The 24,512-nt window shown below is 41.5% G+C and carries 17 protein-coding genes; 1 reads left to right on the top strand and 16 read right to left on the bottom strand.

What is annotated here, in order from left to right; all coding sequences use genetic code 11:
* Positions 1-5 precede the first annotated feature (5 nt).
* Genes arsA through NSS95_RS13180 form a run of 6 tightly spaced genes read right to left on the bottom strand, consistent with a single transcriptional unit; the run spans position 6 to position 4,715 of the window.
* Complete coding sequence (gene arsA, locus NSS95_RS13155; protein WP_046721801.1) at positions 6-1,742, bottom strand: arsenical pump-driving ATPase; 1,737 nt, start codon at positions 1,740-1,742, stop codon at positions 6-8.
* A complete protein-coding gene (arsD, locus tag NSS95_RS13160; protein WP_017551002.1) occupies positions 1,743-2,138 on the bottom strand; it encodes an arsenite efflux transporter metallochaperone ArsD in 396 nt (131 codons plus the stop codon).
* A gap of 15 nt (positions 2,139-2,153) precedes the next feature.
* Positions 2,154-2,786 (bottom strand): class I SAM-dependent methyltransferase, encoded by a 633-nt coding sequence (locus tag NSS95_RS13165; RefSeq protein ID WP_034836703.1) that lies wholly within the window; start codon positions 2,784-2,786, stop codon positions 2,154-2,156.
* Between the two features lies 1 nt (position 2,787).
* On the bottom strand, positions 2,788-3,822 hold the full coding sequence (gene arsB / locus NSS95_RS13170) for an ACR3 family arsenite efflux transporter (protein WP_328229001.1): 1,035 nt from the start codon (positions 3,820-3,822) through the stop codon (positions 2,788-2,790).
* Positions 3,713-4,387: a DUF2703 domain-containing protein gene (locus tag NSS95_RS13175; RefSeq protein WP_328229000.1), complete on the bottom strand. Its 675-nt coding sequence runs from the start codon at positions 4,385-4,387 to the stop codon at positions 3,713-3,715. The genes arsB and NSS95_RS13175 overlap by 110 nt, the downstream gene beginning before the upstream one ends.
* Positions 4,380-4,715: an ArsR/SmtB family transcription factor gene (locus NSS95_RS13180; RefSeq protein WP_017551006.1), complete on the bottom strand. Its 336-nt coding sequence runs from the start codon at positions 4,713-4,715 to the stop codon at positions 4,380-4,382. Before NSS95_RS13180 ends, NSS95_RS13175 begins: the two co-directional genes overlap by 8 nt.
* Positions 4,716-4,781: 66 nt before the next feature.
* Here NSS95_RS13180 and NSS95_RS13185 point away from each other — a divergent pair, with 66 nt between their 5' ends.
* Positions 4,782-6,236 (top strand): type I restriction endonuclease subunit R, encoded by a 1,455-nt coding sequence (locus NSS95_RS13185; RefSeq protein ID WP_211062265.1) that lies wholly within the window; start codon positions 4,782-4,784, stop codon positions 6,234-6,236.
* A 267-nt stretch (positions 6,237-6,503) separates the two neighbouring features.
* On the opposite strand, the gene NSS95_RS13190 is transcribed toward NSS95_RS13185, so the two are convergent.
* The 10 genes from NSS95_RS13190 to NSS95_RS13235 form a co-directional block, all read right to left on the bottom strand.
* Positions 6,504-7,814 (bottom strand): transposase family protein, encoded by a 1,311-nt coding sequence (locus tag NSS95_RS13190; RefSeq protein WP_014095824.1) that lies wholly within the window; start codon positions 7,812-7,814, stop codon positions 6,504-6,506.
* Between the two features lie 517 nt (positions 7,815-8,331).
* Positions 8,332-9,705, bottom strand: a complete 1,374-nt coding sequence (locus NSS95_RS13195) for a hypothetical protein (protein WP_211062263.1) — start codon at positions 9,703-9,705, stop codon at positions 8,332-8,334.
* Between the two features lie 25 nt (positions 9,706-9,730).
* The gene (locus NSS95_RS13200; RefSeq protein ID WP_211062262.1) at positions 9,731-11,425 is read right to left on the bottom strand and encodes a GTPase; all 1,695 of its coding nucleotides are present in this window, start codon (positions 11,423-11,425) and stop codon (positions 9,731-9,733) included.
* A 16-nt stretch (positions 11,426-11,441) separates the two neighbouring features.
* Complete coding sequence (locus tag NSS95_RS13205) at positions 11,442-13,562, bottom strand: GTPase domain-containing protein (protein ID WP_211062261.1); 2,121 nt, start codon at positions 13,560-13,562, stop codon at positions 11,442-11,444.
* Positions 13,563-13,732: 170 nt separating this feature from the next.
* Positions 13,733-15,286, bottom strand: coding sequence for an IS5 family transposase (locus NSS95_RS13210; protein ID WP_211062260.1), 1,554 nt, complete (start codon positions 15,284-15,286; stop codon positions 13,733-13,735).
* A gap of 632 nt (positions 15,287-15,918) precedes the next feature.
* Entirely contained in the window at positions 15,919-19,443 is a 3,525-nt protein-coding gene (locus NSS95_RS13215; protein ID WP_151681489.1) for a YhaN family protein, read from the bottom strand.
* Positions 19,443-20,714, bottom strand: coding sequence for a metallophosphoesterase family protein (locus NSS95_RS13220; RefSeq protein WP_211062259.1), 1,272 nt, complete (start codon positions 20,712-20,714; stop codon positions 19,443-19,445). The genes NSS95_RS13215 and NSS95_RS13220 overlap by 1 nt, the downstream gene beginning before the upstream one ends.
* A 123-nt stretch (positions 20,715-20,837) precedes the next feature.
* A complete protein-coding gene (locus tag NSS95_RS13225; RefSeq protein WP_151681487.1) occupies positions 20,838-21,404 on the bottom strand; it encodes an NADPH-dependent FMN reductase in 567 nt (188 codons plus the stop codon).
* Between the two features lie 13 nt (positions 21,405-21,417).
* Positions 21,418-22,476, bottom strand: coding sequence for an LLM class flavin-dependent oxidoreductase (locus tag NSS95_RS13230; RefSeq protein ID WP_151681486.1), 1,059 nt, complete (start codon positions 22,474-22,476; stop codon positions 21,418-21,420).
* Between the two features lie 340 nt (positions 22,477-22,816).
* Complete coding sequence (locus tag NSS95_RS13235; RefSeq protein ID WP_211062258.1) at positions 22,817-24,232, bottom strand: ISLre2 family transposase; 1,416 nt, start codon at positions 24,230-24,232, stop codon at positions 22,817-22,819.
* Positions 24,233-24,512 lie beyond the last annotated feature (280 nt).

Genomic DNA, 24,512 nt, shown 5'->3' on the forward strand with positions numbered 1-24,512 from the left:
CCTCCTTACAGCGCCAATAAGCGTTCACCCTTGATATCTTCAGGACTCCATGAAATCAGTGCGAACTTTCCATTTGCATGTTCATTGATGCGGTTGAGCCATTCTATTTCGCCAGTTGCCTTAGCCATCAGTATGGGATTTGTCGTATCCGTGCCGTAAAGTGACTGATTGACCACCCACCACTTAGCGGCGATACCCGCGCGCTTTAAATCATCTTCAAGACGGAGAGCCTCATAAACGGGAGTCGCTTCCGGTAGGGTTACAATAATGACCTCGGTTTCGTCTGATTTCAACCGCGGCAACAATCGCGCCACCGATTCGGGTATCTCGCCCTTAGTACGTTCTATTTCGTGATTATAACTCTTTGTGGACTCCAACAGGAGCAGGGTATGACCTGTGGGAGCAGTATCAACAACTACAACCTGATCGTCTGCCATGTCAACTAATTCCGCAAATGCACGGAAAACAGCTATCTCCTGTGTACAGGGTGAGCGAAGATCTTCTTCGATATAGGCAATATCCTCGTCGCTCATACCAGAAGCGCGTGCCTTGGAGAGCACCTCTTGCTGATACTTTTTAAGCTCCTTAGCTTCATCAATATGGCTCATAGATATACCACTTGTTTCGTCTATCACAAATTTAAAATGCGCAGCCGGGTCAGTAGTGGTAAGGTTGACTTTCTTTCCTCGATTTGCAAGTCCTAACGCAACAGCAGCCGCAACGGTGGTCTTGCCTACACCGCCCTTACCCATCGTAAATATGACGCGCTTGCCTTCTGCTGCTAATTCATCTATCACATCGCTGAGCGAAGGAATATGGTCAGTATTCAATTTTCGTGGCTCAGTAGGGACATAGTCGGTAGTAAGTAAAGCACGCACATTTTCCAAACCAGTGACATTATACGAGCGTAAAGGTACTATATAGATTGGAAACGCCTTTAAGGCTTTCGGCATATTAGATATAGCTGCCTGCTGTTTTTCGTAAAGGCTGTTTGATAGAGCGTCTGTATGCTCCATCAATAATCCATTGATAACCAGCATCTGATTGTTAACACCTAACGCAAACAATTCATTGGAAGCACGTTCAGCTTCTTTAAATGGTGCAGTTTCCGGTCTGGTAACAAGTATTAATGTAGTCTGACTGCCATCCGACAATGTTTCCACAGCTTGCTGATAAATCGATTTTTTGCTCTCTAAACCTGATAGTTGACCGAGGCAGGATGCGCCATGCGTGCTTTCACTTATGAACCTGCTCCAAGCAGAAGGAAGCTGAAGCATTCGTAGGGTATGGCCAGTAGGAGCAGTATCAAAAATAATATGATCGTACTCCTTCTGAACCTTTTCGTCTGTTATGAAATTAGAGAACTCGTTGAATGCTGCTATTTCTATGGTGCATGAGCCAGAAAGCTGTTCCTCTATATTTGCGATAACAGAAGCTGGCAACTTACCCCGATAAGGCGCGATTACGCTTTCCCGATACTCAGCTGCGGCCTGTATAGGGTCGAGGTTAGCCACATATAGATTAGGCACACCGGGGATAGGCGTACCTTTGTTGCTCAATTCAATCGAGAACACGTCTTGGAGGTTGGAAGCCGGGTCGGTACTGATGAGCAGCACACGTTTGCCTTTGTCTGCGAGAGAAACGGCGGTGGCACAGGCGACGCTGGTTTTACCAACGCCACCCTTGCCGGTATAGAAAAGATATTTCGTTAAATGGATGTTTTGCGGATCGAATTTATTCACTTAACAGCAACCTCCCTTACAATTACATCCCCCAGAATTTTTCTTAGAAACCTTCACCTTGACGGACGTGCTCTTCACTCCCAACACATCTCCGGGAAGATCAAGCAGCTTGGTGAACTCTTCATTGGTAGGGTAGCGGCCAGTAATAACAATCTCATCATCAACCATAACTACCGGTAATCCCTCTGTTCCTTTTTCATTGATATAGGCATTGATGGTCTTATTTTTGATAAATTCAGCAGGTGCACTGTTAAGGTTGAAGCGATCAACAATTACACCATGTTTTTTTAACGTATCAAGCACTGTAGAGATACGCAAAAGTTCAGGGTCTACTCCCACGCCACAGAGTCCGGTTGGGCAGCACATCGCAGGTTCAAATATTTTCATTTTTTTCATGAAGAACAACTCCTTTTATATAGATGATTTTTCAGCTGAAGCAATAAAGATGTTAATTGCGGCACTACTGCAGGATTCACAGGAATCGCAGCAGCATTGTTCATTTAAGTCTTCAATTTTTATATTGGACAAGTTCGCTTCGGTAAACCATTTTCTGATATCCGAGCGTTCAAAGCCAAGCCAGACATCAAACTGTTCTTTGCGTAAAAACTCATAATCATGCCGGTCCAGATCAGCAATCACTAATTTACCACCGGGCTTCAGTATGCGTGTCATCTCTGAAATCGCCTGACCCGGATTTTCAACATGATGCAAGAACATATTTGCCATCACATAATCGACGCTGTCACTTTCCAGAGGAAGCGAATATGCATCCGCCTGTAAGCAGACGATCTCACCGACAGAACTGTATTTCTGCTTTAATACATCAAGCATTTCCTGCGACTGGTCGATTGCTACTACGCGAAGCTTTCTGTTAAGCAGTTCCTGCGTTACAAAGCCGGTACCTGCGCCGACATCAACAGCAGTCAAACCTTCTTTTGCCTGTGCAGCCTCGCACATTTTCTCCCGGATACTGTCGGAGAAAAAAGATTGTCTTATTTCATCCCACTCGTTTGATATTCGGTCAAAATATTCTTTACTCTTCATATTAAACACTCCTTTCCGCAGGGAACCAGTGCCTTGTATTATTCGCTATCTTCACTAATATCAACATAACAGGTACTTCCGTCAGAACCCCTACAATGGTGGCAAGTGCAGCCGGACTTTGTGTTCCAAATAATGAAATCGCGACGGCAACTGCCAGTTCAAAAAAGTTTGAGGCACCAATCATACCGGCAGGCGCTGCTATCTCATGGGGCAGTTTTATAGCCTTGCTTGCCAGGTATGCAATGAAAAAGACTAGGAAAGTCTGAAGAATCAACGGTATGGCAATCAAAACAATATGCAGTGGATTATTCAGAATTACATCGCCCTGGAATGAAAAGATTATTATTAATGTCAGCAATAGACCTATGGTCGTGATATTTCCTAACTTCGGTATGAAACTCTTTTCAAAATACTCGGGACCACGCTTTTTTGTGATGGTATTACGGGTGATTATTCCGCCAGCCAGCGGGATAACAACAAACAATACTACGGACAAAATAAGAGTGTCCCAAGGTATGGTGACACCGCCAACACCCAGAAGAAACGCAACTATGGGTGTGAAAGCGAAGAGGATGATAATATCATTTGTTGCCACCTGCACAACGGTATAAGCCGCGTTGCCACGGGTCAAATAACTCCATACAAATACCATTGCTGTACACGGTGCCGCTCCGAGAAGTATTGCGCCCGCAAGATAGTCTTTCGCAAGGTCTGAGGGGATAAAGGCCTTGAAAATGACGAAGAAAAACAGCCACGCGATGCCGAACATGGTAAAAGGCTTTATCAGCCAGTTGGTTATCCATGTAACAAAAAGCCCCTTAGGATTTTTCCCAACATTTTTAATGCTTTGAAAATCCACCTTCAGCATCATCGGATATATCATAAGCCAGATTAGAATCGCCATAGGTATTGATACGTTCGCGTATTCAAAACGTCCCAAAAATGCCGGGATTCCGGGCAAAAACTTTCCGATCAGGACACCTACCGCCATGCAAAGAAGGACCCAAACCGTTAAGTATTTTTCGAAGAAACCGATTCCTTGTGTTTTCTCTTTGCTCATAGCGTATTACCGCCTTTTTTTGAAGTTCAGCTTCATCCTTGTGCGCCTTGGCTTTAAAATATGTGTCAAGATTCTCAGGAAGCTGATAGACTTCGTTCTTTGACTCACGTTTCTCAGTGTTGTATACCTCGCGCAGGATGGCATCTACAATCAATTCTTTTGGAGGTGAAGTATACTCGACACCGTTATATACCCACACACGGCAGTCAACATTATCTCCGCAAAGGGTTCCACAATCCTCACAAAGTGATTCTCTAAGTTCTACTGCGATGTCATTTCCATTCACGCGGATAGTCGGCGAACTGATAAACTGATACTTTATCGCCAACTCCTTCGTTGCAATATTTACTTTATTTACCTTAACTTCATATCCCGCCGCATTAAGCACCACGGCCACGCTGGAAACTGCTTCATCCAGTGCTTTTTCTGTGTCCTGGCATCTACCGCAAACGGTCGTATCCAGATACAGAAAATCTATGTTGATCGGTTTTTTCGGCTGCGGCTGGCAACAGTTATCGGAAGAACAACAACATTTACTCATTTTCATTACACTCCTTACAATAGTTTGAGTTATCTCTGCAAATACAGTTTTCCTTGTTGGAAGTGATAGCACAGAAAAACTGTTTTGTTTTACTGATGGTTTCATCATCCAGCGAATAGTACGTCCATTTACCTTCTTCTCGCGCTTTTACAATCCCACATTCACACAGGATTTTCATGTGATGAGAAAGTGTGGATTGGGACATTTCAAATTTCTCCAGAATATTGCAGGCACAAAGTTCCCCGCAGGAAAGCATATCTACAATCATTGCTCTTTTGGGTTCTCCCAACGCTTTAAACACTTTCGTGTTCTCCAAGTAGTAGTCCATAACATCACCCCAAATCTAAAAACTTCGATATGATATATTATATGTGTCAAATCGAAAAACGTCAATTTGATATATGAATTTAAAATACATATTATCAAAACTATAGAGGACGATCCGCTTTTCGATAAAAAACGTGCGCAAAGCCGCCTTAAGTATTTCGTTGAAACGAATGAATATGCTATCCAAGAAAAGGCAAATATCATGGTGGAACATTTCCACACGGATGTACAAATGAAAATCGGCGGGCAAGCCAGAGCTATGGTTGTCACCAGTGAAATTAAACGAGCTATCGAATACTACCACGCAATAAACCGTTCTTTAAAAGAGCGCAAAAGTCAATACAAGGCTATAGTCGCATTTTCTGGAGATGTCGTTTGGGAAGGTCAAACGGTAAACGAAGCAACACTCAATGGTTTTCCGAGTGCAAAAATAGAAAAAACATTCAAAAAAGATCCTTATCGCTTTTTGATTGTTGCTGATAAATTCCAGACAGGTTATGATGAACCACTGTTACATACCATGTATGTAGACAAAAAACTTGCCGATATCAAAGCTGTACAGACACTGTCTAGGCTTAATCGTTGCTATAACGGTAAGAACGATACATTTATTTTAGACTTTGCGAATAATCCAGAAGACATTAAAAAGGCATTTGAAAGGTATTATAAGACTACTATTCTTTCTGGTGAAACAGACGCAAACAAATTAAATGATTTGATCGATGAAATGGAGCCTTTACAAGTTTATACGAAACAGCAAGTCGATACCTTTGTAGAATTATATTTAAATAACGCTGAGAGAGAAAAACTCGACCCAATTCTTGATACTTGTGTAGAAAATTATAAAGACCTAGAAATGGAGGAGCAGATCTTATTCAAAAGCAGTGCTAAGACCTTTGTCTGCACTTATAACTTCCTATCCGCTATATTGCCATACGGCTCTGTGGATTGGGAGAAGTTATCCATATTTTTAAATCTTCTTGTAAATAAACTACCGAGACCAAACAATGGAGACGACTTAGCAGAGGGCATTTTGGAAAGTGTCGATCTAGAAAGCTACCGCGTAGTTGCACAGGAAACTATGTCGATTTCTCTTGCGGACGAAAATGCAGAAATTGACCCAATACCAGTAAGCACAGATGTGGGTATCCCCGTACCGGAACTGGATACATTAACGCATATACTTGAAACTTTCCATGATATATGGGGTGACTGTGATTGGACAGATGAAGATAGAATCAGACGTCAAGTTGCAGATTTGCCAGATATCGTTAGCCGGGACGAAGCATATCAAAACGCTATGAAGTACTCCGATGCTCAAAATGCACGTGACGAAAGTGATCGTGCTACGATAGAGGCTATTATGAACACAATCTCAACAGGCATGGAGCTATATGAAGCTTTTGAAAGCGACAAACGAAACAAAAATAATCAGTCTTTCAAAAAGTGGTTGTTAGATATGGTCTTTAATGCAACATACAAACCAGGCACTCATAAAGATCAGCCGAGGGTGGATGGATAAGGGAAGGAACTTCAAGAAGATAACCAAACATAAATTATACATCAATCCTGTCAACTCAACCCCTATAAAAACAGTTCTGAAGAGTAAATTCATCAATTTTTAGATGTTTTATGATAAAATGACTTATCCACATTTAGAAAATTTTTCCATCTATTTTTTCTGCTTTCAAAGTCAAAAAGAGCCGAATTTGCAAATTTCTTTTTTAAAATTGTGGATAACTTCAAAAAAACCTTTTTTTACATCACATCCTTTGCTATAATATAACCATTAAGTAAACCTTACTTGTATTGGCTTACTTAAATGGGTGAAATCCTCGTCTGTTAAAATGCGTGTCCGAAACGATTCCAACAGATTTGAGGATTTTTCTTTTGCCGTTTTTTTGAGTGCTTTTAAGATTGACGAACCTTTTTCAAACAGCTGTCTAATAATATCTGTTATTTGAACTAATAAATAATGATTTTTCATGGCTGTGTAGTTTTGGCTATTGGCATGTTCTATATTGTAACGATTATTTTTTTGTTCGTTAAATCCTTGATTTTCAATCTTCCAGCGGCTTCTTCCTGCAGCGATGAGTCGTTCCACGTTCTTTTTCGTGATTTTAATATCCGTTATAAATACATACTCTTTCGATTTCCCATCCTCTGTTTTCATTGTGGCCTCCATCAGATTGACCGTTCTGTCTTTGTAGGCAATATCATTCACCCAAACTAATGAATTCTGATCCTTACTTTGTTCCAGCTCTTTTATTGCCTTAAACTCCGTCGAGATACTTTTAATTCTCCCTTCCTTAAATCTGCATATATATTTCCATTTGTGCGCCCTGCACAGATTAAATACCGTTTCACATGCATAGAGACTATCTCCCAAGATACAAATCGGTAGTCTTTTAAATATTTTTTTTATTTTCTTTGCCAGCCTGTCGAAGGCTTTTAATTCACAATCTTGCTTAGAAACATTTTCTGATTCATTTTCGATAAATTCGGAGGCAATACTGAAGACCATATCCCCCACGACAAGCTTGGCTTCAAGTACATGGTGCATATAAAGTACGTTCGTTTCTCCTGTTTCTTTATTTGTATATGCCCGTCTCAGGCAGTGTTTACAATGTTTCTCATGAAAGGTGTGTAATCCAGTTCCATCAATGATGACACCCCAGTACTTTCCTTCAATTCGATAAGACTCGAGAGACCTTTTTTTCAATAATTCTTTAATCATATACGTTCTAATTTTTTCTAATTCATTTACATCTAAGCCAGATAAAAAGTCGTTAATTGTATCATAATGTGGAAGTTCTTCAAGAGAATCTAAGCCTAACACCTTCCCTACATTTTTAATACATTCTTCTTTATTAAAACGCTCACTCATGTTTCTCATGGATTTTAGGCCGGTCATATTTTTCAACATCATCGTAAATAAAAGGACCTCTGGACCATAAGTGATATAGCTTTGATGTCGGTGGTCTGCTACCTTTTTTAGGTTATTCATCAGGTCTTTGAAAAAATGCTTCTGAATTTTAAGGAACTCGAAAAAATAATTTGCTTCTTTTTCACGATTTCTTTTTTCTTTTCTAGTAACCAAAATAAAAACCCCCTCAAAACAGCCAAGTTTAATTAGGGCTTGCTGAACGAATCAAATTTTAGCTTGTATTCGACTTGTCACTAAGCCATGCCAAAATATTCGTCCAGCAAGCTCTAATTATTTAAATTATTACATATTTAGCCGCATTTTTGGGGGGGGATAGTTAAATTATCACGAAAAATTTTTACTCCTCAGAGCTGCTATAAAAATAGACGTTATCTAATCTGTCAACTCAACCCTATCACCTTTAGGGCAGTTGATATGTTACCGCGAACAACAAAAATAAGGGTTTCCCGACATGAGCACCTCTGGCAATGCAGCCGAGAGAATAACTCAATGTCTGGAAACCCTTTGTTTATAAGCATTTTCAGTTCTTCTATTTATCCACTCTTGACATCAATACTACGCACTCCACATGGCTCGAGAGGACAGAATTGATGTCATTTGAGTATGTCCGTTCTCGGAAACATATCCACTGCGTTTTTGGCACTATCGGTAGGCGGGAACATATCGACTTTTATTCAAAACCCCAGCCTTCAATAATTTTTGCACCTTCTTTGATTAACTCTGAATTTGATTCGACCGCCAACATTTCTTCATGTAGTTTACTAGATAATTCATCATTAATGTTAATTGTATCACTTGCAAATTTCCGCTTAAGAACCCTATATAAATCATGCATACTTTTTATTTGTCCATTTGACTGCCCAATTATAAAAAGCATATAAAACATAAAAATAGATTTTTTATTTGTTCCTTTGGGATTCAACCTGATTCCTTCTTCAAAATGTTTCTGATGTTCTTTTACAAACCGTTTTAATCCTCTTATTGTAATAGCAGATTCTTGTAGTAACTTTTGAATGTTGTTGAGTATTAAAGTTATTACTTCTTGCGTTGGCTCCGCAATAAGATTTAGTTTTTCAAGAAATAATTTATAATTTGTGACATATAGCAGTTTATACTGAAGTGTATTGTCTGTCATGTCTTTGGGTATCATTGCTGTTAAACCAAGACCTATATTTTTCTGCTCAAAACTGTTGATAAAATGTTCCTGGAAGCTTTCAATATCAGTATCTTCAAAACTGATATGTTTTGCATCAAGAGACAATTCTTGGAATATCACATTATTTTTACAATCATCTAATGGTAAGTCACAAACTCGTACATTATAAATAGCAATACCAAATAAATCTATAATTACATTTATCGAGTTATCGTGTGCCACATATGATAATAGGGCATGACTTCCAAATTTCACTGTATTATTGAACAATGCATATATTTCAGGATTGCTAACAATCGATACAATTCTTTCTCCCTTGTTGCTTGTTATAAAATCGATAATTGTTGCGAATTCATCTTTTTTTAAATTGACTTTGTTCTTTGCACAGTACCATTCAAATGCAATTTTTGCTACCATTCTAAACATAGCCTTACTAAAAAATACTGACAAATCTAGCGATACCCTTTTTTCAATTTCTATCTGATTGACATCAATTTCACTGACGTTTGTATCATCTGCAGCCTTAATTTTCTTTATTTCATCAATCGGACCCAATAAAGACTTTCCATCAACACTACGCATCTTCTTGTTTCCACCAAACAATTCAGTTTCAGAGGACATTTTTGTATTATAATCAGTATCACCAACAGTAATTATTGCTTCATAAGATGCATATCTTTTTCCTTTACTTGATTTAATATCAAGTTCATTGGTTATCAATGCCAGTTTTTTGATAACCTCATCCTCGAACATATCACTAAATTTATTATTATGCTCAATCCTACATACATTCGGATTTATTATCTTGGCATTAGTAAGGGCATCTGGAATTATATCAGACTTTGATAAATCCTCAGTAATACCACAATATATACATCCATTTTCCATTAGATCACCCCATATCAATCAATATTCACATTTCTTTATGAATATCAGCAATCAAGGCTCTACATTCAGATTGAGCTGCTTCAAGCAACTTATAATTTTCTGATTTTCCAATACGTAACTTTCTTATTTCAGAAATCTGATTGTCAATTTCAGAAATACGCAAATGATAGTTATTTGCTAAGTATTCACTTATTGCTTTATTAAAATGCTTTACTAGTTCGTTTGCTGCATCATTAAAGCCTGCACGAAGTTTTTCTCTATTGCTCCTCATTTCTTGTTGACGCTTATCTGCATCAACATCTTCTTTAGCTTGCATGCCAAGAGAAAAAACAACTCCGAAAACCCCAAGTACTTTACCAGCAACATTTATTCCTTTCACCCACTTGACAGCTTCCCATGGTTTAAAACTATGCCCAAAAAAGTGACCTATATCTAATACCATTTGATGGATATTACTACCTGAAAATGCTCTCAAACCATTGGCGGTCGCATTTGTTCCGATAGTATTTGAAATAATCTTATTGCTACCTTGTGCCAAAACATCAGAATTAAAAATACGATTTACTAGTGGGTTTCCTTTTTTATATTTCTCACTAAGCCGAAACTGTAGATTTTTAGAAAAATCAGTCTTATAGAATTCATCTAATTCAGATTTACAATCAGATGATAGTTTTTCCAGCTCCGAAATAACATTGTCCAAACAGGTTGACGATATTTTTTCAACTTCATGATAAGCAGTTTCAATTGCATTATTTGCATCATTTTCATTTGAATAATCATAGATTGAATTGGCAATGTTGCGTCCTTTATCCCTAATGCTAGTTGCTGCTTCTTCATATATTATTTTCACTTGTTGTTCAATTCTCCACTGAGTAGAAAACAATATTCTTCTTTCTTGAAGTAAATGTTCCTCAAGAGCATCAACATCATCATCTCCAGATGAAGGTTCAAATTGAGTAATAGCTTTTTGTAAAACATCATATATCTTGTACAATGCAGTTGTTAATCTCGATGAAATGGATCTTTCTTTAACAAAATCATTTATAGTACTTACAAGCCCTTCATAATTGCTACGAATGCGTAATTCATCCGCTATTTCCGCATCCTCTTCCGTTAAACTATCCAAATAAGATTCCACATCAACAAAACATGTTCTTAATTGCTCTGGAGTGTAAGGATCAGTAACTATTTTTAGATTTTCTAGTTTGATAAGCTGATTTTCTATTGTATTTCCAACATCAGCCATTTTATTTACAATCAAAATCATCTCACCAGCTTTATCCTTATCCAATAATAATTTTCTAAAGTTTTGTCCTATGTATGAATCAAACAACTCGTGTGTTATAACATAGACAAGCATATCTGCATTTGAAATAGCACGATAGGAAATATCATCGTGGTCTGGGCGTAATGTAGTATGAATGCCAGGTGTGTCAATAACGTTTATACCATTCCACTCATACACCTGTGGTTCTTGTGTAGTAATTTTTTCTCCTGTTGCAATGCTACTTATACCTGTAAGCGCTTTAAGAATAGTAGATTTACCAGCACTATATTGGCCAGCAAAGACAAGACTTATAGGTTTATCACTTTCATAAACGTTTTTTGGCAAATGGCTTTTTTCAATTCCAATTTTATCTAGTACGTTAATGACTTTATCAAGTAACTCCTTGCTTTTAGCTGTCCATATAGCTAAAGAAATAGTATTTTGATTATTCACTGTAACTCCTCCTTTTTTATTTCATAATTAGTAATTCTGTCAATTGTTGTGCTAATCGAACACGATTTACTGTAATCCCATCTAAATCATCTATATTAGGAATATGTGCAATCCTAGGCTCATCATTTATGTATTGAATCCTAATTGAATTTTTGTCGCATCCCTTGCCAATCGCCTGTGTTAGTATAGATTTTAGGTTGTTGGTGTTAAAAACAAACCATACTTTCTCTTTTAATATATAAGATAAAGCTTTCCTTGCATCATTTGGAAATCTCTTACCATCTTCAAGCACTATCATCATCGCGTTGCCAGGAATCCTTACAACATTCGTAATATGCCATTCAAGACCAGAAAAACCTGTATAATCTAATGCCTCAGTAATTAATACACTGTTCATTTCATTGAGTTTTGCATTTAAGGCCTTAGCAAAATCCTGCTGTGTTTTTGATAGCATAAAAACCGAGTTGATTGTTTCATCAATTGCGTTTAAAGTTGGATATAATTGTTTTTTCAATAAATCTCTATATAACACGTCAAGCATTTTCTTCTTTAAATCATTAATCATTTTATCGAGATTTGTAATTAATTTTTTCTCCAGCCTCTTACGTGCATCAAGAACTTTCTTTTCACGATCGCTAAATAGAAATGAACCAAGCCAACCAACTAATCCGACAGCAAGCCCCGCCCAACCAATGGGTCCTGAAACAAACAAACCAGCTATCATTAGCCCCCCACTTACCAGTGTAGTAGCCCAATTCCATATACGCTTCCCATCAATTAGAAAAGGCATATTGATTGATTTATCAGAAAAAACCGCGTGTGAAAATTTGAGCTCCGAATTTATTTCTCTGCAAATTTCTTGAAGTTCTTCTTCACATTCCATTCCAAGTTGTTTTAATAGACTTGCAGCACGTGACTCTATGTTATGATTTTGTAGTATGCTCTTCCATGTATGTTCAGCACTAGTGTTATCATAATTATCTTCAGCAAAAGAAGCTACTTCTTTTAGCAGTTCACCAGAAATAGTTGATAATAATGATTCTATTCTCTTTTTTGCATCAGATTCAAAATCAATAGTCCACTTTTTTAATTTCCGTTTTTTACTTATTAAAATAGAGCCCTGCTCACTATTTTGTGCACTTTGCCGAAACAAAGTCTCAAATGCATCAACAACCGGAACAACAACAATATCGGAAAATGATTTCAATTTATAAAACTTCCCATTTTTTATAACTTCGTTGATGACTAATTTTTCAAGATAACCAAAACGACTTAGTTTATATAAGTCATTACCATTAACCTCCGATTCAGTCTGTTGTGAGAGATAGGCAGATTTTAAATGAACATAGGCAAAGCGAAGGTAATCCCAATTTTGTCCATACTGAGTACCAAATTCAAGAAATTGACTTCTTATTGAATCTAATCTAGTCATATCCATTTTTTTCTGAATGTCACGTGCAAACATTTTTGGATTTGTTCCTAAATCAATATTTGCTTTAACATTAATAATACAAATCACTGGTTTTCCTAATCTCAAAATCTTATCTAAACACTCTGCTTCGCTGGCTTGTGGGGCATCATCTGTAATTAAGAATAAAATCAAATCGCATTTTTTTGCAGCTTCAAAAGCGATATCTTCATCTTCTTGCCCTTCGAATGCAGCAATCCCTGGAACATCTGTAATCATCATACCGTTGTATGAATAAGTTCTAACATCTCTAGTTGTCCTTTGGGCACCTTTTCCAATAGACGTACCGTTGCCGTGAGTAAGTATTTCCATCAAAGTCGATTTACCTGCCATCGTGCGCCCAAAAAGTGTTATTGAAAACGAGCTTTTGGAAATTGCCTCTAAATCTATATTTAGTTGATATGGCATTTCTTCAAAATTTTGCTTAATTGACGCTAATTGTACTGAAAGACTCTTTGTGATATTCCGCTCATTGATATTGCTCTTTTCCAAAGTGTTAATATTCTCTTGTAGTCTCATTGAAACTGAATCAACTGTACGTTTCAACAAAGAAACTGCATCATCAGCAAGTTTATAACCACGTTTAGCATACTCCTTAGATTCTGATAATGCAGCAGCCAAATCTATTATATTTTCTGATTGCTTGTACTTATCCACTAAGTTGCTCATCCTCGCACCTCTCAATCACAAAAACTTGATTTGTATTTCATCAGTGTATCTTCTACCTCGCGCCAGATTGTTACCGTTTCACCGTCATCCTCAAATACTTTACCGTGGCTCTTAGGTCCATCCAACTTCATCTGTGAGTAATTAGGGCTTGCTGAACGAATCAAATTTGGTCAGATACAAGCCAAATTCCGATTATCAAAATATAAAATAGTGTTGTGTAAAAATTTCAAAAAAAGAACCCTGAGCTTGCGCTCCAGATTCAGTATGAAGAATTGAAGGGCTACTACTGTTTCGCTGGTCTCCTGAAGGCGTGCTCGAATAAGGCCCAGCCCATACTTGCGCTTGCCTTCGCCAAATTTGCCTTCAACGGCATTACGTTCAGAGGCATCCTGCCTTGCGACGCGTTCCAAGGTTTTGTCTTCCGTTCTGGATGGGCGTCCTAACCTTGGCCCACTCAGACGAATGCCAAGAGATTTGCAGTATGCCAGATTATTACGGTTTCGGTAAATTTTATCTGCCAAGATCGCTTCCGGATAAAATCCGAACCGGTTGTAGTAGTTTTCAACAGATTCCTTGAGAGTGGTCCCTTCATTGTAATTTTCCCAGTCGAGGTGCTCAATCAAGGCATAACCATCTACGACACTGATGGCGACTTTTGAACCGAACTCCACGTTCGCTTTTGCCTTGCCGCGCACAATTGGACGGACATGTGGCTGGGAAATGCTTACAATCCGGTGGTCAACCCGGTGTGTTTTCTTTTTGTACATTTCTGCCTGTTGGCGGTAAAGTTCATGAATCACGAGAAGTTGCCTGTATTCATCTTTGCTTAAAAGAGACAGAGAGCTTTGGGAAACAAGATTTTTAATGATCTCCAGATCTCGTTTCACATATCCGAGCTGTTTGCCTACAGCTTTCCGGATTTTCCGGGCGCCAGCTTTACGTTGCTTAGCGACAGAAAGATAGTCCTTGCGGGCTCTTTTTCTGTAGGTCCGTGGCTTACGTAATTTCCCTTTGTGTGGTTCATGCAGGACATCAATGATATGTTCCAATTTCTCACGGGCTTCGTTCAACAACCCAAGGTCTGTAGGGTAAGCAATATCAGCCGGTGCACAGGTTGCGTCCAAAATGAGCTTTCCTCTGTTCTTCGTTTTGGGAGAAGCCGATTCAGTTGAATGCTTTTCTGAATCGGAACCGGAAGGCTGAAGATCGCCACGATCATGATAATGATCATTACGATCTTCATCATCATGATCGTCATCGTCGTGATCCTGATCATCATTGTTGTCGTTTTCCTTAGATGCTTCTTCCAATTGGCGTTTTTGTTCTTCCAGAACGATCCATTCATTCAGTTCGTTGATGATATTTGCGCCCAAACGTTTTCTAAAACGAGTCATCAGAGAATGGTCGAATGGGGCTTTTTCCTGGAATTCAGGCAAGCCGATAAAATACTGAAGATACGGGTTTTCTGTGATCTGTTCGACTGTTTCCCGGTCAGACAGCCCAAGCCGTTCTTTGATATAAAGAGCCCCAAGAGCGATTCTGACAGAATAAGCCTTTTCGCCTTTGAATTTCTTCTTGAAGGACTTGGCATACTTTTCTTCGGCCATCCACCAAGGAATCATTTCAGCAAGACGGACCCAGCGATTTTCTTTATTTAATTTCCCACCGAATGGTAGAAAAAAATCATCTACAAAAGTTAATTGATGTTCGGTCTTTTTGTACATCGTAACAGCCTCCAAGTGCAAGGTTTTTTACGTGTTTCCTTTGAAATCCTTACACTTTATATTCGACAAAAGTAGCCAAAATCCTTGTCAAATCTGGAATTTTTGCTTATTCAGCAAGCCCTACTTATATCTTAACAAAGGAGTGGCTTTCATGGCTCTTTTTTTTTCAAAAAAAATCATCCTTTTCCGTTTTACAATATTTACCACAGGAATGAGTAGCTTAATCTATTGAAACCCGCCCAAAACCGACCAAAGCGGAAAAATTTAGACACTTATAATAAATAAATTTACCCCATTAAAATCAAAAAACTCACAATTTCTTTTTACATTTGTCATAATGTTCCTACAAACGTCTTCTTTCTTTAGTGGAATAAATCAACGACCTTTAATTGTCTGACTGCTTACAGTTTCAGGGGATATAGCATTTTGGCAAGGGCTCTTAATATGTCCTTTTGACACGCTGTAAAAACAATTTAGCTTCTTTTCTACCATGAATTGTCCTTAAGGCTGCCTCTTATAGCCATCTCGGCCGGGAACTGTCTTTTAAATCTATAAAAATTGAAATTTTACCTAAAATTCCCTTTCCCGTCGTTTAACAAACGCTGCCCTAACCACTTTGGGGCTGCCCTTTATTAATGCAAAACAGCTTCACGCCCGTGGAGTGCCAAAAATTGGACGGCTTCCTGCGGGGCGATTTCATTCATCATGTCAACAAGACGCTCATGGTGCGTAAAGAAAATGATTTGCGTATGGGCAGAGAGCTCGAGTAAAACTTTCAGTGTTTCTTTTGAACGCTCGTCGTCGAAATGGACGAGAATGTCATCAACAATAAACGGCAGCGGTTCATTTTCGGCAGCGAATTTTTCAATACTGGCCAAGCGGAGCGAGAGATAAAGCTGATCCGTCGTCCCGTCGCTCATCCCGGAAACCGGCACTTTTTCGCCGTTTTCGCGGACGCCCATCAATACCGGTTCGTCCTGCTCATTATAATCGACCGTCAAGCCAGCAAAAGAACGCAGCGTTAATTGCGCAAAAATTTCACTCGCACGCCTTAAAACCGGATTTTGGTTTTGGCTCCGGTAAAATTCAATTCCCTTTTGCAACAGGGCGGAAGCAAGTTTCACCTGGATATACTGTTCTGTTAAGCTTGCAATTTTCGCATGTATGCTTTCCTTTTCCTGCTCGGCTTCGACTGTTGCAAGATTTGCCCCCTGGATTTTTTTTTCATATTCCTTTTTCACCGCGCCATATTCCTGCTCGACTTGGGAACGGACAAGCTCAAGCTGTTCGAGTTCGCGTTCCGTTTCATCCAGATCTGCGTCAATACGGTCTGTGTCAATCCGGGCTGCTTCATCTACCAATTCCTGCAGCGATCTCCCTCCGCCGGCATCCAATATTTCCGCTTCAATTTGCTGAATGCCTGTTTCATATTCTTTTTTCTTCAGGAATGTTTTTTCGATCTGCTTCAATTCTTCAATCGAACCGCATCCGGCCTGATGGAAAAGACCTTTCAAAACAGCGGCAGCTTCTTCCATCGCGTCTGCTTCTTCTTTTTTCTGCCGAAGCAAATTGTCCAGTTGGCGCTTGCAGTTTTTCAACTCCACTTCGTCCTGCTGTGCTTTTTGTAAAATCCTATACATTTCGGCCACAGCCATCCCGGCGTTTTCACCGTTAAAACCCAGATTCGCATCTTGCAACATATGCTGCACTTTTTCTTCAAAAAGCTCCATCTGTTTACTGATCGATAACTGTTCTTTTTCGGCCTGCTTGAACGCGTCATAAATCCGCGCACATGTTTCATACTGGCCGAGCAAGGTTTCGGCGACAGTCGGGGGTGCATCTTTGGCAATGGCTGTTCCTTCGACGGCACGCACCCATTGCCCGAACCATTCAGCGCGTTTTTTCTCTACATCCGTTTTCTCAGCCGCATTCTCTTCCACTTTTACTTTTAAGCCTTGGATAGCAGCCTCCAGGCTATCTTTTTTCGAGGCGTGTCCGCGGATTTGTTTCAACTGTTTTTCAGCGAGGCTGACCAATTCCACAAGCGGCTGCGACTCTGAAACTTCGGTAAATGCCTTTAAAACCGCGGAAAGCGCATTACGGCTGCGGTTGCGGCTATTTTCCAGTTCGCGGATCTTTCCGAGCGTTTTTTCATATTCCTGTACAAGACCTTTAATTTGCGCATGTTTTTGCAGCCATTCCCGCATTTCTGCGGGTGACAGCGGCGTGATCTGCGCCGGCGCCCAAAGCTTGTGCCATTCCGCTTTCCATGCTTGCAGTGATTCCTCAAGCCGGCTTTTTTCAGCTTTTAAAGCGTCTATTTTCTCCCGGCATTTTTCAATATCGGCTAAAAGTTTGTTCTTTTCCCCGACTTTTTCCGCTTCCATCCTCAACGTGTCGGCAATCCGGTCGGCATCGCGGACATGGGTTTCGTAAAGCGATTCAATCGGCTTCCCCTTTGTATACTCTTCCAGCCTTTCATTCCATTTCCCGGTCTCCAGTTTCGCGCGGATCAGCCGCCAGCCCGTATCCCGTACTGCCCGGGCCGCCAGTAATTTCTCCTCTGAAGGGATCTCAGCAAGCGAATCCAACTTACGGATCCTTTCTTCAGATGCTTCAATTTCCTCTTCCAGCTGCCTGATTTTACTTTGCACCAATTCAAGCTCCCGGCGCAATCCGTCCTCTTCTTTTTCAAATCTCTTGACCGTTTCGGCTAGAACAGGGACCGGCAGTTTGACAAGTTCTTCCGCCCCGCCGTCCCACAGCGGCAACAGCCGGATTTCTTCTTCAATTTGCTGTTCTTTTTGCCTGCAATCGGCGTATAGTTCCTTGAGCGCATCTTCCAGGTTGCCTGCACGATTGACTTGGTTCAGCAAGGCTTCCAATTCACCGGCACCCGGCAAATCCGGCATGGCAGCCAATTCCTCCAGTTTTTGCGCCAATTCTTTTTCCGATTTTTCACTCTCGCGTTGTAATGTTTCATATTTCTGGTCCAGCAAAGGCTTTTCCTTGCAGAGCCCGCGGATCATTTCTTTTTTGACGGACGTTAGGCGGTAATCATCAATATTTTCCAGTGCCGCACGGGCCGGGTCAATCTCCTTCATGGCGGAAATCAACTGGGCTTCCAACTGCTGCTTTTTTCCCTCCAGTTCCGGCAAAGCTTTTTCATGATTTTGATATGCCTGCACTTCGCGGTACAACGCATGAATCGTTTCGGCCTGTTCCAAAATCTTCTCGGGGATGGAAATTTGCTTGATTTCCGCCTCGATTTCAGCCAGCTGCTGCTCAATTTTTTCCTTGCTTGCCTTCGCCGCATTCCATTTATTTTCAGCAGCCATCCGGACATCGGAAATGTCTTCCGGCAAATCCGGAACCGTGCCGAGCGCTGCCAGTTTTTGCTTCAGATCCTCACGCTTCGCAATTTTCGGCAGGATCCATTTGACCCGCTGCAATTGTTCTTTTTTGCTGCGCAAAGTTTTCATCCGTTCAATGGTCGTGTTGATTTCTTTTTCCGCTTCCCGATAGCGCTCTTCAAAATCATTCCAGGACCGCACTTTCAGCTGTTGTTCGTTGATTTTTTTCGTGAGTTCCTTTTCCCGCTTCAGCAGCTTATTGAGTTCAGGGACGGAACCCGTTTTCTTATAAAGTGCGCCGGCCTGTTTTTCAAAATTTTCAAGAATGCTGCGCAACACATTGATGCCGGATGCGGCCGAGAAAAAACTTTCCCCGGCGCTGCCGCCGCTTTGCAAAAGGCTTTCCCCGCCTTCGCGGAGCCGGACATGGTCAAGGGCGAACATATTTAAAAACTGGGATTCGGGTATATCATGCAAAAAGGCGGCTACTGTTTTTTCAGGAATCGGATTGCCGTCCAAATCAAGGACCGTATCTTTTCTCCCTTTCCTGCGGATAAACTGGACGGCTTCCCCTTTTGAGTTGCGCAGCTGCCCTTCAATCCTTAATTTGGAATTGCCGTGGAGAAAAGCATCATTCGTTTTTTGCGGAAATCCGTATAAAAAATGCGTGATCGAGCGGAGTGTTGTGCTTTTGCCCGCTTCATTCGGGCCGTAGAGAATATGGAAATTTTTCGACGGATCAAATAAAAGCTCGTAATCAGTAAAATGACCGAACGCACGCAAATTCAGGTAATCAAATCTCATTATGCTCCCACCCCCGTTTCCATTAAGGAATAGAGAATAAAATCTTCCACATCTTTCAACCGCTTTTTAATCAAACCCGGATCGGAAAAGTCAAATCCGTCTTCCCCTTCTTTCAGTTCATGCGGGATCGCCTGCCGGATATCCCGGAACTCATCGAGTAGTGACTGCAACATTTCTTCATCTTCTGCCGCCTCACGCATAAACTTCAGAATCATTCCGACCGGCGACTGTTCGGAAATGAAGGCCCCGCTATCGTTCAGCCCGGCCGTTTCGATTTTTACCTTTTCGACCCAAATCTCTCCGAATCCGGCCTCAAGCGAAACCGACCGCAATTGATTCAAAACCAGGTCTTTTTTCGCAATCAGTTCCCTATGTATTTTCGTTGCGCCCAAAAATTTAAACCGTACCGCCAAATAGCGGCCGTCCGCTTCCTCGTATTTTCTTTCAAGCGCTTCGCGGGCCGCATCCAACAACTCGTCCACCGTCTCCATCCCGCCTGCATCAATCGCGCATAATTCCCATCTCAGCACATCAAGCGGGATTTGCTCCATCTTTTCAATCGCGCCGTCTTTCACTTCCACATACGTGCAGCCTTTTTCCCCCGTCTCCCGGATATGCCGGCCCTGGATATTTCCCGGGAATAAAATGACCGGATCATACGGATGAAGCAGTTCACGCAAATGGATATGGCCGAGCGCCCAATAATCATACTGCTTCTCTTTCATATCCTCAATCGTGCATGGCGCATAATTTTCATGGCCTTCACGACCTGTTGCACTCGTATGTAAAATGCCGATGTTAAAATACCCTTCCTTTTTAGGCGGATAAAGTTTAACGAGATTCTCTCCCACCGCTCGGGAGGCAAAACCCTGCCCGTGAATCGCAACGCCAAGCTCGTCAAGGGTAACTGTACCAGGCGCTTTTATCGGGAACTCATAAACATTATCCGGCAGTTTCAGCACTTTTGTCATGATATTGGCCGCATCATGGTTGCCACGGATCAGGAATACCCGGATCCCTTCTTTTTGCAGGCGGACCATCTGGCTTGTAAAAAACAAACCGGTATTGTAATCTTTCCAGTCGCCGTCATACAAATCCCCGGCAATGACAATAAAATCGACATGCCTTTTGATCGCCGTATCGACTAAATTTTTAAACGCTTCCCGCGTCGCACCTCGTATTTTTTCAACCGGCGCCCCCTCGTACTGTTCCAGGCCGACCAATGGGCTGTCCAAATGAATATCAGCCGTATGGATAAATGAAAAAGACAAGCTCGTCCCCTCCCAATCCGTACCGTTTCTAGTTATCTACTATTTTACCTTTCCTGTTCGGGGAGAATCAAGAAAACCCGGATGGCAGATGCAGGCAAAAAAACAGCGGAGCCCGTTCTCCGCTTAAAATCCGTACGCCGCTTCTTTCGCCTCGCGGATTTTTGCATACGTTTCCGTCAGCATCACGGTATCTTCCACAAGGCGGTTGATGCGGAACAGGATATCATCGTTGACAATTTCTTTCCGGTAAAAATCCTTTTCTTCAATGAAAACATAGCTCTGGACAATCTGCGCTTTCATATAGGACAAAATCGGCTTAATCTGCTGTTCGGCAATCAAGTAATGTTTTGGCGAGCCGGCTGTTACGATGATGCTTGCAACTTTATCGCGGAGCGCTTTTTCCGGCAGCAAATCAAAAACATTTTTCAGCGTCGCCGGGATCGAAGCCTGGAAAATCGGTGTGCCGATGATGACGGCATCCGCTCCCATGACCGTCTGTGCGACATATTTCGTATCCCCTTCATATTCCATATAGTTGCGCCCGTCGCTGAACTGGACGTCGTATTCGGCCAAGTCAAGCAGTGTGGCTTCAGCTTCCGGATATTTTTCATGGATCACTTTTACAGCATAGTTCATCGCCGTCCTTGTTTTCGAGCCGACTCTTGACCCCGAAAGTACAACAATTTTCATGTATGTTTCCCCCCTATTTCTTTGCTGTGTATTTTCTCACCGCAGGCAAAATTTCCGTCGCAATGATTTCAATGTTTTTCCTGATTTTATCAAACGGCACCCCGCCGAAATCCATTTGTGCAATATAACGCTGGTGCCCAAACAATTCATACTGGTAAAGAATTTTTTCGATAATTTGCTGCGGGCTACCGACATTCATCACATCGCGCGTATCCGCCCCTTGTGCAAACAGCTGTTTTGGAAAACCGCGGCCGTTCGTCAGCTTCATGCCTTCATGAATATGCGGGTAATACTCTTTCAGTGCCTGCTGGGTCGTTTCTGCGGCATAAAAGAATCCGGCCGTCGCAACCGGCAACGTTGCGGGGTCAAATCCTCTTTCCCTTGCAGCTTCGCGGTACGCATCAATCGACCTTTTAAAACTGGATGCCGGTCCGCCGAGCATTGCAATGAACATCGGAACGCCTGCAAATCCCGCTTTAATGGCGCTCGCAGGAGACCCGCCAACTGCACGCCATATTGGGAGCCAGCCATGATACGGGCGCGGCAGCACTTTTGCATTTTTCAACGGCGCACGGTACTGCCCGCTCCAATTGACGATTTCTTCTTCGTTGATCTTCAGCAACAGTTCAAACTTTTCTTCAAATAATTCTTCATAATCGCGGATGTCATAGCCGAGCAGTTCAAACACGCCGACCCTTGACGCCCGTCCGGCCACAATCTCGGTGCGCCCTTTTGAAATGAGGTCGATCGTCGCAAAATCTTCGTATACGCGCACCGGGTCCAGTGTGCTGATAATCGTTGAGGCACTGCCAATTTTAATTTTTTTCGTCGCCTGCGCAATCGCCGCCAAGACAACGGTGTGTGCCTGCGTCGTAAAATATTCCTGATGGCTTTCGCCGACGCTGAAAAAATCAACCCCGGCCTCTTCGGCAAGTTTTGCAAACTCAATGATTTCATCAATCCGCTGCACGGCCGGAATGCGCTCGCCTGTATGGGGATTGGTAAGATGATCCCCGAGCGTGTAAACGCCAAATTCCAATCCTTTATTCGGATCAAGACGGTATTTATCCATTGATCATTCCTTCTTTCTATCCAGTTTAATCGCAAATGAAAATGTTTCTTATTTAGATTATAATACGAAGTTAGATCATACGCACTTTATAGGTATTGTTGTATGTGTCAAGTTTTTCTCGATAAGGTTTAAATATCGGGATTCCAAGACACTCTTTTTGTACACTTTCGTATAGATTGATAACGGGGGTGTTGATGCGCGCGAAATTCACTCGCTTTCCGCGGGCGGCCGACGAGCCTCCTCGCTCGTACCTCGCTGCGGGGTCTCTCCTGGCCCGCTTTTCCCGCAGGAGTCTCGTAAATTTCGCGCGCATCAACGATCAGTCCCCCACATACCAGGCTTAAAACGAAAGCTCTAATATTTTGCTTAAATGCCCCATTGCCGATGAACGGCTTGAATGCAGGGAAACTGATCCGTGCTTTACGCCGATTGACGGGCGTACAGGCTGCTTGAATAGTTGAGACATCCTGATGGATTGTTGCAAGCTCCGTTGCTTTCTCGCGCTTCTTGAACGGTGTTTCAGATAGGTTTCCTGCAATGTCCCGTTAAGCATGCCCTGTTTCACCTTTACCATGGCTTCGGCGCCAGCTTTACTCCAATGCATCCCCCTTTTCTTCATTCTGAATGAGATATGCCTTTGATTTGATTCCATTGCCCCCAGGCCTCTCGCACCTTCCGGCACGTTCTCTACCTTGTCCCTCCAGTCAAAAATACGGTCCCAGTTTTTTAGGATGTACGAACGAAACTCCTTGACTTTCTTAAGGCTCTTTTCATCCGTCAATGTGCTTTCATGCGTATCCAAATACAATGTGAATTGGTCTAGGTCATGCGTTCTAATCGCTTTTCTAATTTGCTCTTTGATCTCGCTCTTTCCGCCCCCGAATGTCCTTACGATGGCTTGTGCAACATGGTAGGTATCCAGCTGGTTGAGCACCGGAAATTCCGACTGTGAGAATGCTGTTTGAAACCGTTCAGCTGTATACCCTGCACCTCCATCGCTGTTTGTAATGACATGCGCTTTTTCAAGAGAGTAGGTGTTGGCAGCTTTGGCTTGCACTTCATCCCAAAATGTCTGGATTGCTTCCGTCGTCATGATAACTGTTGGCTGACGCAGGGAGACCCTTTTGCCATTGGCTTCCCATCCCTCATAGAGAATGGCGTGGTGGACTTCCATACTCTGTTTCTTTTTCAGTCCCCGGACAAATACACCATCTGCCTCGGAAAACAGATAGTCTACCTTCTTCCCACCAGGCAGTGAGGCAGCTACTTCCAGCTCTTCTACAAGTGCCCTGTCAGCTTCCGCCTGTGTTTTTCCTACGCGTTTCACCATTTTCCCTACAGTTGTGTGACTAAGGCTCACTGCTGTCCATTCTTTTAAAACATCAGCTACCTTCCGATAGGTGTTCTCGCTTGCCAGCTCTGCCACCTTCAATTCCACTAACGGGCTGTATCTCTGATGTGGTACCAGCCCCAAGCATTCATCCAGAGGGTAATGCGAACCCCCTCTCTTGTCATGCATGAATGAGCGTTTAAAATTCACACTTCCAAATAGAAACTGAACGCTCCTGTAATCACTCCGGCAGTACTGCCAGCCTTCCGCCTGTTTCTTCAGTCTAATCGTTTGATCTAACTTCTCAAATACGTCCCCAACCCATTGTGTAAAAACTTTTTGCATCAGAATTTTAACCTGTTCTTCAAATTCAATAAGACTCTTTGTATCCTTTAATAATCCAGCAATTATTGATATAATATCCATGGGAAGACCTCTCTCTAGATGTTCATTTCATGGTGTACATTTAGATGATAGAGTGTCTTCCTATTTTTTCCACTCATCTGCCCCTGCGAGTAAAATTTTACACATACAAAATTAATTCTAATTGATGTTTAATATTTATAGCTTCCAATATTAATATCTATCCTATCTCCACAACCCTACAAATTCATCTAATCTGTCAACTCAACCCTAAGCACTTTTTTAATGTCGACTTGTTTCCTCAATAAAAAAAATTAAGGATTTCCAAGGTTCAAAGGTACTG

The sequence above is a fragment of the Weizmannia sp. FSL K6-3076 genome (assembly GCF_038007245.1).
GTDB classification, from domain to species: domain Bacteria; phylum Bacillota; class Bacilli; order Bacillales; family Bacillaceae_C; genus Weizmannia; species Weizmannia faecalis.

What these genes read in the sequence shown, in the direction of transcription:
- arsD (WP_017551002.1), bottom strand. Translation starts at nt 2,138, where the DNA reads ATGAAAAAAATGAAAATATTTGAACCTGCGATGTGCTGCCCAACCGGA.
- NSS95_RS13165 (WP_034836703.1), bottom strand. Translation starts at nt 2,786, where the DNA reads ATGAAGAGTAAAGAATATTTTGACCGAATATCAAACGAGTGGGATGAA.
- NSS95_RS13175 (WP_328229000.1), bottom strand. Translation starts at nt 4,387, where the DNA reads ATGAGTAAATGTTGTTGTTCTTCCGATAACTGTTGCCAGCCGCAGCCG.
- NSS95_RS13180 (WP_017551006.1), bottom strand. Translation starts at nt 4,715, where the DNA reads ATGGACTACTACTTGGAGAACACGAAAGTGTTTAAAGCGTTGGGAGAA.
- NSS95_RS13195 (WP_211062263.1), bottom strand. Translation starts at nt 9,705, where the DNA reads ATGGAAAATGGATGTATATATTGTGGTATTACTGAGGATTTATCAAAG.
- NSS95_RS13205 (WP_211062261.1), bottom strand. Translation starts at nt 13,562, where the DNA reads ATGAGCAACTTAGTGGATAAGTACAAGCAATCAGAAAATATAATAGAT.
- NSS95_RS13210 (WP_211062260.1), bottom strand. Translation starts at nt 15,286, where the DNA reads ATGTACAAAAAGACCGAACATCAATTAACTTTTGTAGATGATTTTTTT.
- NSS95_RS13215 (WP_151681489.1), bottom strand. Translation starts at nt 19,443, where the DNA reads ATGAGATTTGATTACCTGAATTTGCGTGCGTTCGGTCATTTTACTGAT.
- NSS95_RS13225 (WP_151681487.1), bottom strand. Translation starts at nt 21,404, where the DNA reads ATGAAAATTGTTGTACTTTCGGGGTCAAGAGTCGGCTCGAAAACAAGG.
- NSS95_RS13230 (WP_151681486.1), bottom strand. Translation starts at nt 22,476, where the DNA reads ATGGATAAATACCGTCTTGATCCGAATAAAGGATTGGAATTTGGCGTT.
- NSS95_RS13235 (WP_211062258.1), bottom strand. Translation starts at nt 24,232, where the DNA reads ATGGATATTATATCAATAATTGCTGGATTATTAAAGGATACAAAGAGT.